Origin of the sequence: Bacillus paramycoides (genome assembly GCF_038971285.1) — a bacterium.
GTDB lineage: Bacteria > Bacillota > Bacilli > Bacillales > Bacillaceae_G > Bacillus_A.
This window is the reverse complement of record NZ_CP152427.1, coordinates 1,536,574-1,553,407: the sequence shown is the minus strand read 5'-3', so window position 1 is coordinate 1,553,407 and position 16,834 is coordinate 1,536,574. Positions and strand designations below refer to the sequence as shown.

Below are 16,834 nucleotides of genomic sequence, written 5' to 3'. Positions count from 1 at the left end.
TCATACATGTTTTTACACGCTATGAGAATGAATTTTATTTGACAACTTTGTAAATCTATCCGAAGTAGACGATAGAGGATTTCCTTACAATATAAAAGAATATGTAAATGGGAACTTATTTTATATTAAAGGGGATAGGGATACAAAATGAAACAAGCACTATTAATTATCGATGCGCAGCAAGAATTAATGGATGGAAATGAACAAGAAAATGAAGTTTTCCGTAAAAAAGAGCTGCTATCTACACTAAATACAGCCGTACAGAAAGCAATCGATGCAAATGCCCTCATTATTTTCGTAAGAGATATCGATGTTGCTTCTGGTAGCGGAGAAGGATTTGAAGTACATAATGAAATTCAAGTACCTCAGTCTGCAATCCTTATTAATAAAGCAGCAACAAACGCATTTTATGGCACTTCTTTACTTGAACTTTTAAAAGAAGAGAAGATTGGCCATATCGTTATCGGAGGATGCAAAACAGAACATTGCATCGACACCGCTGTTAGAACTGCAACTGTACAAGGATTTGACGTTACATTAATTAAAAATGGTCATTCCACAACTGATTCTAACGTATTATCTGCAGAGCAAATTATTGCTCATCATAATAAAATTCTACATGGACATTATAACGTGGATCATTTTTCAGTTGTTAGAGATGTCGAGGAAGACCTTTTTGAACCAACTCATGACCAATATCGTGATTAAATTACCTAAAAAAGAATCCTTACGTGAAAAGGATTCTTTTTTAGCCAAAAATTTGCGCTGCAATGCTATATAACTCATTATTCCTTTTTAATAATTGATCGCTATTTTTCATCATTATTGGTGGTGTATTCACCTTTTGAAAACCAATAACCTCTAATTCTTTCATGAAATCTTTCTTTCCTTCTGGTACATCAATTCTTAATTTACCATGATGTCCTCTTGCTAAATCATGTACAATTCTCATTGCCATTGCATCATTTTTAGCAACGATCGGTCCTATTATTTTATTTTCTGGCGTTTGTATACTTATACCGTATCCTACTACATTTTCTTTTGTATCCTTTACAACGATACACTGATCACTTTGCATAATTCTTTGTTTTAAAAACTCGTTTCGACTTGTTCCAAATGCGCCTTCATCTATTTTTATTATTTCCTCTAAATCCCCCTCTTTATAATTCATCACATATTCTTCATTTCCCTGACAGTTATAATTCGTATTGTACGAGTTACATATGTATTTAGAAACATAGCTCACTGCCCTAAATCCTAACTTTTCGTATAAAGGCTTCCCCTCATCTGTAGCAATCAGTATAATTGAAGTTCGAGCTGATACGCTATTCATGCAAGAACTCGTTATCGCCTTCCCAATCTCTCTTCCCTTATAATCCGGATGTACAATTACCATTCCTATTGACGCTAACGCCTCTCCGTATAATATAATTGCAGCGCTTGCAATCAGTTCTTTTCTCTCATTCCATACGCCATATACAATACCTGAATTAAAAATCGTTTCAACTTCTTCTCTGTTATAATCCCAACCAATATAAGAAGATAATGCAACAAGATCATTTATATTATCTTTTCTAAGACGCTCCACTCTTATTTTCAATCCAATCATTCTCCAACCCCTTATTTAGACATTTAAATCATTATTACTAAATCAACTTGTACATGTTTCCCTTTATTTGTCACACACATATCCTATTTTGACCAAGACTATATTGTAAGTGAGGTGACAACATGCCCATTACGAATCGATTTTCTACCACCACTAACGGCGCACTCGCTATTACAGGAAATACTTTAGGATTAAGTAAAATTAGTAATCAAAACCGTGCTGGTACAATCGGAGCAATTGGTGCATTCGCAACTACAAATACTGCTTTACAAGTACCTACTTTTCCTGCTGGTACAACGTTAAACTATACACAAAATAGTTCTACCGCTCTTTTAAATATACCTGCTGGTAGTACGATTCTTTACGCAGAACTCGTTTGGGGTGGAAACTATTTATCTCGTGATCAAAACATTACGAGTGTATTAGGAAACCAGGTTTCTTTTACAACACCTGTTTCAACATACTCGATTACTCCTTCAGCTGTTACAGCTTCAAATCAAACTTTCGTTTCAAATTCTATTACATTTGGCTTTTACACGCGTTCAGCAGACGTAACAACCCTTATTCAAGCTGGAGGCTCTGGTTCTTATACTACGGGAGCTGTCCCTGGACTTGTAGATCCTATAGATGCTTCTAATGGAACAATTAATTCAGCTGGATGGACGCTTATCGTCGCTTATCAAAACGGGACATTACCAGCAAGAAACTTAACAATTTACGTAGCTGGAAACCGTGTTTCTGCTGATACTGGTAGTGCAGATGTAGCTGTTTCTGGATTCTTAACACCTTCAGGAGGACCTGTAAGCGGGAGATTATTTTTAAGTTCTATTGAAGGAGATGCAGATATAACAGGGGATCAAGCGTTATTTGGACCAAATTTCAGTTCATTAAATGCTTTATCTGGGCCAAATAATGCGGTAAATAACTTCTTCGGTTCTCAAGTGAATAATGCTGCAGGAAACTTAGATACAACTGGGACATTTGGAACGCGAAATCAAAGTGCCGCTACAAGCACAAATATCTCCGCAGGCCGGCAAGGTTGGGACATTACTTCTATTGATATTTCTCCTTATTTAACAAATTCCCAAGTCTCAGCTGCAATCCGTTTAACAACTAACGGAGATGCATATATGTTAAATACAGTCGGGTTACAAATTAATATAAACTCACCAAACACACAAGCAACGAAAAGCGTGAATAAAAGCGTCGCAGCAATTGGAGATGTCCTCACTTATACCGTTACTATCCCTAACACCGGCCTTCTACCTGCTAATAACGTTACTTTTACAGACATACTCCCTAACGGCACTTCCTTCATACCTGGCACTGTAACGGTAGATAACGTACCTCAAACAAATGCAAACCCGGCTGCTGGTATATCTCTTGGAACAATTAATAACAATGCTTCTCGTACAGTAACTTTCCAAGCAACTGTCGTTTCTCTTCCAAATCAAAATCCAATTTCTAACACTGCGAATATTACATTTCAATATACACCAATTGCCGGTGGAACTACTTTTAACGGTCTTGCAACAAGCAACTCTGCTGGAACACAAATTAACCTCGCAGATATTAATGGAACAAAATCAGTTAACAAACTTTTTACTGATATTGGTGAAACGTTAACTTACAGTATCGCCTTAGCTAATATAGGAAATATCGCCGCAACGAACGTTATATATACGGATCCGATTCCTAGCGGGACTACTTTCATTCCGGGAAGTGTAACTATTAACGGCGTTACTCAAGCTGGAGCAAATCCCGCTACTGGTATATCAATTGGATCTATTGCCGCAAATTCCACTACTACTATTTCATTTCAAGTATTCGTTCCGTCCATCCCCCAAACAAATCCAATATTAAATAGTGGCACAACAACATATCAATACATCCCTGTACCAAATCAACCAGCAGTAAGTGGGACTGATACGACGAATATTGTCTCTACTCAAGTGAACAATGCTACTGTAACTATGACAAAAGCAGTAGATAAAAATTTTGCAGATATTGGTGATACACTAACATACACCGTTTCCTTTACAAGTACAGGTAATACAAATGCGAACAACGTTATTTTTACAGATGTCATTCCTACTGGAACAACTTTTGTTCTCAACAGTTTAACGATAGATGGAACGACACAAGTGGGAGCAAATCCTGCTAATGGTGTAAATATAGGATCCATCCCAACCGGTACGACAAAAAACATTTCATTTCAAGTAGTAGTAAATACAATTCCAGCGTCAAATGTCGTATCTAATGGTTCAAGCGCTTCTTATCAATATACCGTTAATCCTAGCCAATCACCCGTTACAAAAAACATTTCTTCTAATCTCGTTTCCACTCAAATTAACAATGCGAATTTAACATTAACAAAATCAACAAATAAACAATTTGCTACAATTGGTGAAACAATCAGTTATACAATTCTTATTACAAATAGTGGAAATGCAGCTGCAACTAACAGATCCACTTCCAAATGGAACAATATTGACGCCTAGTACTGTAACACTAAACGGAGTTTTACAAAATGTAGATTCTCTCGTTGCTTTACCTATCGGAACAATTCCTGGCGGAGCTACTTTTACTCTTTCTTTCCAAGTAACAGTCATCAATATTACCGCCCAAAATCCTATCATTAATAATGCATTCGCTTCTTACCTATATACTGTAAACCCAAGTCTGCCACCAACTTCAAAAACAGCAAATTCTAATTCTGTTACATCAACAATTAGACTAGCAAATCTTCATGCTACTAAGTCTGTAAATCAAACGTTTGCAGAAGTTGGTGACATATTAACTTATACCTTTGCTCTTACAAACGATGGAAATGTTGCGGCGAACAATGTAGTACTATCCGATTCAATTGCGAACGGTACTTCCTTTGTGCCAGACAGTGTTATAGTTAACAATGTTGCTCAGTCAGGTGTTACACCAGCTAGCATCAGCATTGGTAGCATCAATGCGAATACTACAATTACAGCTTCATTCCAAGTATTAATAACTAGCATTCCCAATCCAAACCCTATTTCAAATAGTGCTTCTATTTCCTATAACTTTATCGTGGATCCAAATGCTTCCCCTGTAAGTAGGAACACAACTTCAACCACTACATTTACTCAAGTCAATGACGCAAATGTCATTTCAGCAAAAACAGTGGATCGAGCATTTGCTACTGTTGGGGATGAATTAACTTATACCATTCTTTTAACGAATGCAGGAAGCGTTACAGCTGATAGTCCAACTTTCGTAGATACAAATCCAGATGGCACTACCTTTATTCCAAACACTTTCCTTATTAATGGTGTGCTACAAAATAATGCAGATCCGAACATCGGTGTTCCGTTACCTTCCATTCCTGCTAACGGTGAAATTACTGTTTCTTATCAAGTAACTGTCACCTCTTTACCAGCGCAAAATCCAACAACTAACTCATCTAGTACACAGTATAGTTTTATTTTAAATCCAGGAGATCCACCAACTATAGAAACATCTTTAAGTAATACTGTAAGTACACAAATTAATTTAGCAAATGTTATTATTTTCAAGGATGTAGATTTAACTATCGCCGATGTTGGGCAACCAATCACATATACAATTGCCCTAGCTAACCCTGGAAATATTCCAGCAAATAACGTAGTCGTTACCGATATACTCCCTCCTGGTACGACACTCGTACCAAATAGTATTTTTATAGGCGGCGCTTTACAGCTAGGTGCAGATCCAAGTGTTGGTCTTCAAGTTGGTACGATTCCAGCAGGCGGCATTACAACAATTGTTTTCCAAATTAGTGCAAATAGTTTACCTTCACCAAATCCAGTTCAAAATAGTGCTGCACTTCAATATAGCTTTATCGCAGATCCAAATTTACCTGCTGTTATTAGAAATGCTACTAGCAATATAGTAACGACACAAATTAATACCGCTAATATTGTTGCTACGAAACTAACAAGCACAAATTTCGCTGATGTTGGCGATGTCATAACGTATGCTACAATTTTAACGAATAACGGTAATATCCCTGCCTCTAATGTAACATTTACAGATATCATTCCAGCTGGTACCATCTTCCTTCCTAATACTGTAACGATTAACGGCGTCCCTATAGCCAATGCAAACCCTGCTAACGGCATTCTTATCGGTACGATAGGAGCAAATTCATCACGTACCGTTGCATTCCAGGTTTTTGTACCAACTATTCCTAGTGCAAATCCAATTCCAAATCAATCAAGCACTACATTCCAATACACATATGATCCATCCAAACCAACCGTCATGCAGATGGTGGCCTCCAACACCGTACAGACAACTATTAATAACGCTACGATTACCTCTGTAAAATCTGTTGATAAACAGTTTGCGAACGTAAATGATGTTATTACGTATACGACTACTTTAACGAATACTGGGAACACACTTGCATCAAATATAGTATTTACCGATGCAATTCCAAGCGGTACATCTTTTATTCCAAATAGTGTAACAGTAAATGGGAATATACTGCCTAATGTAAATCCAGCGAATGGAATAGCAATTGATCCAATAAATCCGAATGCAAATACGATAATTTCGTTCCAAGTGCAAGTAAATTCCATCCCGAATCCGAATCCAATCCCGAACCAAAGTAACACAACTTACCAATATGTCGTAGACCCGAACTTACCTCCAGCATCCGCCAATGCATCAAGTAACGTAATAACAACTCAAATTAATAATGCTACAATCATAGCTACGAAGTCAGTGAATACACCGACTGCTGCAATTGGAGATATCGTTACTTATACGATTGCCGTTACGAACACAGGAAATATCCCTGCTAGTGCTACAGTTTTAACAGATGGACTTGGACCAGGTGCATCCTTCATCCCGAATTCTGTTACGATAAATAACGTATTTCAACCTGGATTAGATCCTTCATTAGGTATTCATTTAGACGATATTTCACCAGGAGGAACTACTTTTATTACATTCCAAGTGAAAATTCTTGAGATTCCTCCTAGTGGCACTTTAACGAATAACGCCCTTGTAAATTATGAATATACAGTGAATCCAAACCAAACGCCTGCTGTTGGAAGCACTGTAACAAACACGACGGCTACCCCAATTATTGACGCTACTTTAGTAATAAATAAAAATGCGAGTACAACTTTCGCTACGATTGGTGATACGATTACACTCACTTCATCTGTTACAAACACAGGAAATACTACTGCGAACAACATTGTATTTACAGATTCAATTCCAAATGGTACTACCTTTGTCCCAAATAGCTTTAAAATAAACGGTGTAACCGTTCCGAATGTAAATCCACAAAATGGTATTAATATTGGTAACTTGAATGCAAATGCATCGATTACACTCAGTTTTCAAGTAAACATTGCAACACTTCCAACCCCTAATCCAATCCCTAACCAATCATCACTTCAATATAACTTTATTGTAGATATAAATGAACCGCCTGTTTCACGAACAGTTCAATCTAATAAAACTTTCACACAAGTAAATACTGCTTCCGTTATTGCAACAAAAACTGCAAGCAGTGCTTTTGCTGCTGTTGGAGATACAATTACGTATACAACTACCCTCACTAATAGCGGAAATACTACCGCTAACACACCTGTTTTTATCGATATATTACCACCTGAACTTTCATTCGTTCCTGATAGCGTACAAATTAATACGATCCCACAACTCGGATTTAGACCAGATAGTGGGATTTCTTTAGACGCAATTCCAGTTGGAGGAACGACAATAGTTAGTTTTCAAGCAATCGTCGGCTCAATACCAGCTATAAATCCAACATTGAATCAATCTAGTACGACATATTCCATCATTGTTGACCCTACCCAGCCGCCAGTGACAGAAACAGCTACAAGTAATCCAACTTTAGTGCAAATTAACGAAGCAATCATCCAAGCAACGAAAAGTGTTGATCGACTTTTTTCTGACATCGCACCTGGAAATTCATTTTTAACGTATACAGTTTTATTAGAGAATATAGGAAACACAACTGCTACGAATATCATTTTTACAGATCCGATCCCAAATAATACAGTATTTATAGAAGATAGTGTTCGCGTAGGCGGGGTTTTATTACCTGGAGTAAATCCAGCAAACGGGATACCAATTGGGGATATTATTGCAGGAGATTTTATAAATGTCACCTTCCGTGTGCAAGTAGTTAGCATCCCAAACCCTATTTTTACAATCGGACCTGGAGGACCAAACTCACCTGTTGTAAACGGAGCTTCTATTGATTACCAATTTATTAAAGGACCTAATTTACCACTTGTTTCACAAAGTACGACATCTAATTCTGTTTCGACACAAATAAATTCTGGGGAAGTTGCACTCGTTAAATCTGTAGATAAAAATTCCGCAACAATTGGTGATACACTTTCTTATACAATTTCATTAAGCAATCCTGGAAATGTAGCATCACAAAATGTGATATTTACTGATATTTTACCTGAAGGCACAACATTTATTTCTGGAACTCTTATAAATGAATTAGGCACTCAACAAATTGGAAATCCTGGGAACGGAATACAGATTGGAAATATAAATCCAAGTGGAACGACCGTTATTACTCTCAATGTACTTGTAACAAACATTCCAAGTATAAATCCAATCTCTAATTCTAGTTCTGTACAATTTCAGCATATTGTCGATCCGAGTCAACCACTTATCACTCAAACAGCTTCATCTAATACCGTTACTACAACAATAAACAGCGCAATATTAGCTACCACAAAAAGTGCCGATAAATCTATTATTTCTGTCGGAGATACGATTACGTATACAACGACTATTACGAATACAGGAAATACACCAGCAACGAATATAACATTCACAAGCGCTATTCCATCTAACACTACCTTTATACCAAATTCAGTCACAATCAATGGTGTTCAGCAACTTGGTGCACGACCAGCACTCGGAGTAACTATACCAAATATCGCTCCTGGTGAAACAGTAACTGTTACTTTCCAAGTAAATGTTATTTCTGTGCCCTCTTCAAGTTCGATTATGGATAATGACACAATCTTATATTCTTATACTGTTGATCCAAACGGAACTCCTGTTACTACTTCTACTGCAACGAATATTGTTACAAACCCTGTACTAGATGCTATGATAACGATGGTAAAATCAGTCGATCAAACACTTGTAACGCTAGGTGATACCATTACCTATACAACCATTTTAACGAATAACGGCAATACAAATGCAACGAATATTACTTTCACTGATCTTATACCAGATGGTACAACGTTCGTTCCGAATAGTGTCACAATCAATGGCAGTACACAAATCGGACTCGATCCTAATACAGGGATAACAATCGGATCAATTGCCCCTAATAGCTCAATATCTATAGCATTTCAAGTTACCGCTACTTCTACACCAATCCAAAATCCTATTGCCAATTCCGCTAGTGCGTCTTACACATTTATTGCTGATCCAAATGCACCCATTGTTTCACGAACCGCTTCTTCAAATACAGTATTTACTACCATTAATACAGCTACCATTCTTTCATCAAAGCAAGTTGATAAATTATTTAGCCATATCGGAGACACACTCACCTATACTGTCACTTTAACAAACAACGGAAACTCATCCGCACAAAATGTTATTTTCTCAGATACAATACCAAGCGGAACTACATTTATTACAAACACATTTTCTATTAATGGAATTCCTCAAATTGGTGCGGATCCATCAAATGGTGTAAATATCGGGACTATAACAGCTGGGAATACAGTAACAGTTGCGTTCCAAGTTACTGTAACATCATTATCAACCGAAAACCCAATTGTAAATTTCTCATCAACATCGTATCAATTAGTCTCACCGCCTGATACAGAAACTTCAATTAGTAATCCTGTTTCAACGCAAATTAAAGAAGCTATATTATCCATGACGAAAAATGAAAGTGTCTCCTTTGCAGATATCGGGCAAACTGCTTTTTATACTACTTCTATTTCGAATATAGGAAATACGGATGCGACTAATATTGTATTCACGGATATATTACCGAGTGGACTCACATTTGTTCCTAACACATTAACTGTTGATGGTGTTTTACAACCTGAGGCGAATCCAAATACCGGTGTATCGCTTGCAACACTTCCACCAAATGAAATATATAGTATCGTTTTTCAAGTTACCGTGGACAATATCCCTCCTAGTAACCCAGCACCAAATACAGCATCAACGACATATGAGTTTACTGTTGATCCTGTTAATCCTCCCGTTTCAAGCACAGCTAATTCTAATACGACGCTTCTTCAAATAAACAACGCAACTATTATTAGTACAAAAACAGCAAATCTTACTTTTGCGGACGTTGGTAATACAATAACATTTACACTTAACCTTCCTAATACCGGGAATGTGTCTGCAACTGATGTTACCGTTATCGATATACTTGATAGCAATTTAAGTTTCGTTCCAAACAGTTTCACAGTTAATGGGCAAACTATTCCAAACGCTGATTTATCTACTGGTGTAAATATCGGTTCAATTAATGGTGGAAGCACATCAATTGTCACATTTCAAGCCACTGTTTCAACCCTACCAAGCAACAATCCTATTTCTAATTCAGCTCTTACCACTTACCGTTATATTGTTGATCCAGATCAGCCGTTCATTCCAACTTCTAATCAATCTAACACAACGACAACACAAGTTAATAGCGCCGTCCTTACTGCACAAAAAAAATTCAAATGTAGCAACAATAGATATTGGGCAAGATATTATCTACTCCGTTACGATTACAAATAGCGGAAATGTTAGTGCGACGAATGTTATTTTTACCGATTTGATTCCAGACGGAACTTCCTTTGAACCGAATAGTTTTACACTCAATGGAACTACTATCCCAAATGCAGACCTAATTACAGGCGTTCCAATTGGTGATATCGCGCCAAACCAGTCTGTCATCGTAGCTTTTCATATTAGTGCCGATGAAATTCCGCCTATAAATCCAATTACTAATCAAGCTAGCGTTAGTTTCCAACATATCGTCAATCCAGCTAATCCTCCTGTTTCAAAAAACATTACTTCAAATAGTGTTACAACAACAACAATTGAAAGTGCTATTTTAGCTACCACTAAAATTGGAGATAAAGCTTTTGCAACGATTGGTGATACGATTACGTATACAACTACGATCACGAATACTGGAAATATTCCTGCCAATAACGTTATTTTCTCAGACCCGATACCATTGTGGACACAATTTGTTGCAGGATCAGTTATTGTTGATGGCACTCCATTACCATCTGCTTCTATCATTGACGGTATTGGCATAAATACGATCATTCCAAATCAAACTGTAACAATCATATTCCAAGTTCAAATCGTAAGCAATCCAACAACATTCACACCAGAGCTCCAAAACTTAGGATTTGTAAACTTCCAATATAATGTAGGAAATGCATTACAGGCTCAGCCTGGAAATGTGGAAACAAACGTCTTCGTTACTTCTATTAATTCAGCAATCCTTTCAGCTGTAAAAACTGTTAATACTGCCTTTGCGAATATTGGCGATACGATCACTTATACAGTTTTAATTCAAAATAGCGGTAATACAAACGCTACGAATGTAAATTTCTCAGATCCGATTCCAGCAGGAACAACTTTTGTGGAAAATAGTTTTACTGTAAATGGAAGTACCATTCCAGATGCAAATCCAAATAACGGAGTTAATATCGGAACCGTGAACACCGGTAGTTCCTTAACCGTTACGTTCCAAGTCATAGTTACATCTACTCCACCTTCGAACCCAATTACAAACGTTGCATCTATTCAATACGAATTTATAGTTAATCCAGCTTCTCCTCCCGTTACAGGCACAATAAATTCTAATAGTGCTTCCACACAAATTAATAACGCGACTGTTACAACTGTTTTAGAAGCAAATCGTACAATCGTATCGATTGGAGATATCATTACGTATACAGCAACATTAACGAATACTGGAAACTTCCCCGCAAATTCTGTATTACTCATTAACGGAGTTCCTGAAGGGGCATTATTTGTTCCAAATAGTGTTACGCTTAACGGAATTTCACTTCCAGATGCAAGTCCAACTCTCGGTATTCCAGTTGGCATTATCGCACCAGGTGATTCTGCTACGATTACGTTCCAATTTCTTGCAATTTCTATTCCACCGCAAGGAGCGATTATAAATCAAGCACTTACAAGTTACACGTATATTGTCGACCCAAGTCAACCTCCAGTTACAGCAACATCTTCATCAAATACGGTAAATACAGCTGTCGTTGATGCATCGCTATCTGTAATTTAAAATACAGATTCCCTCGTACAATCTACTGACGGTACAATCACTTACACTGTAGTCGTTCAAAATAACGGGAATACAACTGCAAATACAGTTACTTTAACAGATTTGGTCCCAGAAGGAACTGCATTTATTCCGAATAGCGTGACTATTAATGGCATTTCAGCTCCAGGTACTGATCCAAACGTAGGGGTCTCATTAAACTCCATCGCACCTTTGGAAATCGTCACCGTCACATTCCAAGTTATCGTTCAATCCATTCCAAGCGTGAATCCAATTTCTAATATAGCCCGTATTGACTATACTTTTATCGCCGATCCAACTGCTCCTATCATCTCTCGAACCATTACGTCTAATCCAGCTTTCACACAAATTTCAGATGCGAATGTTCTTTCTTTAAAAGCAGTCAATGCACAACAAGCAACAACTGGCGACATTTTAACCTACACGATAACACTGGAAAATACCGGAAATATTCCAGCTACGAATCTCATATTTTCAGATACGATTCCAGAAGGGGCTACATTCGTAGAAAATAGTTTTACACTTAACGGGACAGCTATACTTGGTGCAAATCCGAATGCAGGTGTTACTTTGCCTAACCTCGCAGCAAACGCTACTCACCTGATTTCGTTCCAAATTTTTATTAACGATCCATTCTCGCAAGAATCGATTACAAATCAATCTAATACAACATATGCAATTCAACCAGACCCAGGGCAACCACCTATTACCGAAACATCTAAAAGTAATATCGTCATTACAAATTTCGTGCAAGCACAATTGACAATTACAAAAACGTCCAATCCAATAACTGTAGATATTGGCGGAACTATACTTTATATTTCTGAAGTGAAAAATAGCGGAAATGTTGACGCAATAACTATTATTTTTACAGATTCTATCCCAGCTGGGACTACATTCGTTCCCGACAGCGTCACAATTAATGGTGTACTTCAGCCTGATGCAAATCCTGAAAACGGAATACCAATTGGAACGATTCCACCAAACAGTTCCAAAACAATACTATTTCAAGTACAAACAAATAATCCAGCTACTGAAACCGAAATAATAAATCAATCTTCAGCAACTTATCAATATGTAAGTATTCCTACAGCTCCACCGGTGAATCGCTCTGCAAATTCTAACATTGTTACAACATCACTTCAAAATGCAAATATTATTTCTGTTAAAAGCGCAGATGTAACTTTCGTATCTATTGGGCAATTTATTACCTACACAAATACACTACAAAATATAGGAACTGTTCCAGCTAACAATACGGTGTTCATTGACAACATTCCAGAAGGGACTATATTCATTGAAGATAGCTTATCAATAAATAATGTCATTCAGCCTGGAGCGAATCCTGAAAATGGAGTAAGCCTCGGCACGATACAACCAAATGAAACAGTCACTATTTCATTCCAAGTACAACTTACAAATATACCAGAGGGCAATACAGTCATTAACATTTCAGACACTTCGTATGAATACCAAATTGACCCTAGTTCTCCAATTATTCAGCGTAGATCGTTATCAAATGTAGTAAACACGGAAGTGCGGACGGCAAATGTTAGTGCAATTAAATCCGCAAACAGATCTATTACACGTATCGGTCAAAACATCACATATACAGTCGCAGTTACAAACGCTGGTACAGTACCTATTACAAATACTCTCCTCATTGACGCAATTGCTGCTGGCACCACATTCGTTCCAAATAGCATTCTTGTAGATGGCATACCAAGACCTAACGAAAATCCAATTACCGGAATCACCCTTGATATTATCCTTCCAAACAATACAATTATCGTTACATTCCAAGTAAACGTAGTCTCTACACCTTCTCAAAATAACATTAATAATATCGCTGTCATCCACTATGAGTATCAGCCAGACCCAAGCTTACCACCAATTTCAGAAACGACATCTTCCAATACTACAAATATACAATTTATTGATGCCATTCTTATCGCTACAAAATCCGCTAATACAGTATTAGCAAATATTGATGAAACTATTGAATATACAGTACTCACTCAAAATAACGGCTCCACTACAACTAACTCCATCTTTTTTACAGATACGATAGAAGATGGAACAGTATTTATTCCGGGAAGTGTAACAGTTAACAACCCTGTACTTCCTGCAGCAGATCCGAATATCGGCTTTTCCATTCCTAATATCGCATCAGGTCAATCAACTACAATAACATTCCAAGTTTCCGTTACGAATTTACCTGCTGTAAACCCAACACCTAATACTGCAAACATCGTCTACGATTTTATTTTCAATCCTGACTTTGCACCAATTCAAAAATCGACTACTTCCAACACTACTTTCGTTCAAATTAATAATGCTGATATCGTTTCACTGAAAACTGTTGATTTAACTTCTGTAACGATTGGTGACATTTTAACTTATACAACAACTTTAACGAATACAGGGAATACAGATGCTACTGCTGTTATATTTACAGACAGTATTCCTGATGGAACTATCTTTATAGACGGTAGCGTTTTAGTAAATAATATCCCTCAGCTTAACGCGAATCCAAGTTCTGGTATACTTGTAGGAACGATTGCTCCTAACGTTTCTATCCCGGTCACATTTTCTGTTACCGTTGTAGCTCTTCCAGCTAGCGGTCGTATTCAAAATCAATCAACTTCCCGTTATACAATTAATGGCGAGGAACAAGTATCCACTAGTAATATTACCTTCACTGAAGTTATTTCTGCTAATGTAATTGCAACAAAAACAACGCCTATCCAATACACTGATCTACAAACCATTATCCCTTACACAATTTCCATTACAAACAATGGGAATATACAAGTAGAAAACATTATCGTTACAGATATCATTCCAGCGAATACGAGCTTTATAGAGAATAGTGTTATTGTGGATGGAAACGCCCGTCCAAATGACAATCCACTTAGCGGGATACAAATTGATAACATTCCGCCTAATACGACAGCAACTGTTCTATTCCAAGTACGGGTTACTTCGATTCCGCAAACCAATCCAATCTCTAACACGAGTACAATTGAATATGAATACACTTTACCAAATCGACCACCTATTACCGAAACCATTATTTCATCAGCTGCTTTAACAGAAATTAATCACGCGAATTTGAATAGTAATAAAGCTGTTGACCTTGCATTTGCAACGGTCGGTGACACGTTAACGTATACGATTACACTCAATCAAACTGGTAATGTTGCAGCAAATAATGTAGTCATTCAAGATATGATTCCCCAAGGAACTACGTTTATAGAAAATAGCGTTATTGTAAACGGAGAAACTCTTCCGGGAGTGAATCCAGTAAGTGGCATACCAATTGGTACTATACTTGTAGGTGGAGACGCTATCGCTTCATTCCAAGTAACTGTGACTTCTATTCCAATACAAAACGAACTCAACAACCAAGCAATCACTACTTTTAACTATATAGTCAACCCAAATAACGTACCTGTTACAAATACTACGACAACAAATACTGTCACAACAACCGTCCAAAATGATAATGTCATTGCGATAAAAGCTGTTGATTTCACGAGTGCCTTACCTGGTCAAACTTTAACGTACACCATTACCATTACGAATAATGGTAATATCACTATTGAAGATATTATTCTAGTAGACACGGCACCAGTAGATACGACATTCGTTATTGGTAGTGTTACGATTAATGGAATCAATCAACCTAATGCAAATCCTGAAAATGGTATTACGTTAGGAAATCTTGCTCCAAATGAATCCGTTATTATTACATTCCAAGTGACAATCTCTTCTTCTACTCTTCAATCTACAATCAATAACGATGCTACTATTTCCTATACGTCTATTGTTGGTCCGACCGAACCACCTATTACGATTACAAGGCAAATAAATACCGTTACAAAACAAACAAATACTGTTACAACAACAATCATTTATCCGATGATTCAAATTGAAAAAACAGCTGATAAATCAATTGTCTTTATTGGAGATATTATTACATTCACATTAGAGATATTTAATGATTCCTCAATTCCTACAGTAAGTACTTCCGTTTTAGATATGATTCCAGCTGGTACAACATTTATAGAAAACAGTGTAACGATTAACGGTACTCTAGTTCCAAATATCCGTCCAGACATTGGTATTAATATCGGCTCTTTATCTGCTGGCTCAGTAGCAACGATAACATTTAAAGTTCTTGTCACGTCTATCCCTTCAAACAGTTCAATTATCAATTCTGCAACAGTCACAGCAGCTTTCCAATTGACACCACAGGACCCAATTATTACTTTTATTGTTAATTCAAATACCGTTCGTATACCAGTTCAATTTATAACTGCAACAGTAGTAAAAAACGCTTCCGTCAGCTCAGCTTATTTAAACCAATATTTTGATTATACGGTGCGCATTACGAATACTTCTGATATTTCACTTTCAAATGTTTCGTTACAAGATACCATTCCAGCAGGTTTACAATTTATGAACGGCACAGTCTTTATTAACAACGAACGTTCCCCACTAGCGAATCCAAATATCGGTTTCCTAGTCGCTACTAATTTAGAACCAGACGAAACAATTATCGTGTTATTCACAGTACAAGTGATAAGTCCACCTGCTAATAATGAATTTAAAAATACAGCTAATATTTCGTTACAACTTCAAGTCTCGCCTACCGCCCCACCAATTACAGTAACTATTACAAGTAACGAAAACATCGTCACCTTTGTTCCAGAAAATCCAGATGCTACACTTCCAAATTTTAATTGCTTCTTTGACGGTGAACACTTCATACGGATTACTCCTCGAAATGTACGAAATTACCTTTGGACTTGGATTTGGTGGGATTAATTTAAACAAAAAGAGATTGTAGTTTGGTTGAAACCAAATTACAATCTCTTTTTCAT

2 protein-coding genes and 1 pseudogene are annotated in these 16,834 nt (G+C 37.0%); 2 read left to right on the top strand and 1 reads right to left on the bottom strand.

Features of this window, described 5'->3' with window-relative positions:
- The first annotated feature begins 147 nt into the window (after positions 1-147).
- Complete coding sequence (locus tag AAG068_RS08040; protein ID WP_342718836.1) at positions 148-708, top strand: cysteine hydrolase family protein; 561 nt, start codon at positions 148-150, stop codon at positions 706-708.
- Positions 709-748: 40 nt separating this feature from the next.
- Here the strand turns inward: AAG068_RS08040 and AAG068_RS08035 are convergent, their stop codons facing one another.
- Positions 749-1,609 carry a GNAT family N-acetyltransferase gene (locus AAG068_RS08035; protein ID WP_342718835.1) on the bottom strand — a complete coding sequence of 287 codons (861 nt, stop codon included), beginning with the start codon at positions 1,607-1,609 and terminating at the stop codon, positions 749-751.
- A 122-nt stretch (positions 1,610-1,731) separates the two neighbouring features.
- Here AAG068_RS08035 and AAG068_RS08030 point away from each other — a divergent pair.
- Positions 1,732-16,778 (top strand): annotated as a pseudogene (locus AAG068_RS08030) (beta strand repeat-containing protein).
- Positions 16,779-16,834: the final 56 nt, after the last annotated feature.

Excerpts from the sequence above, each read along its gene's own strand:
- AAG068_RS08035 (WP_342718835.1), bottom strand. The coding sequence starts at position 1,609 with ATGATTGGATTGAAAATAAGAGTGGAGCGTCTTAGAAAAGATAATATA.
- AAG068_RS08040 (WP_342718836.1), top strand. The coding sequence starts at position 148 with ATGAAACAAGCACTATTAATTATCGATGCGCAGCAAGAATTAATGGAT.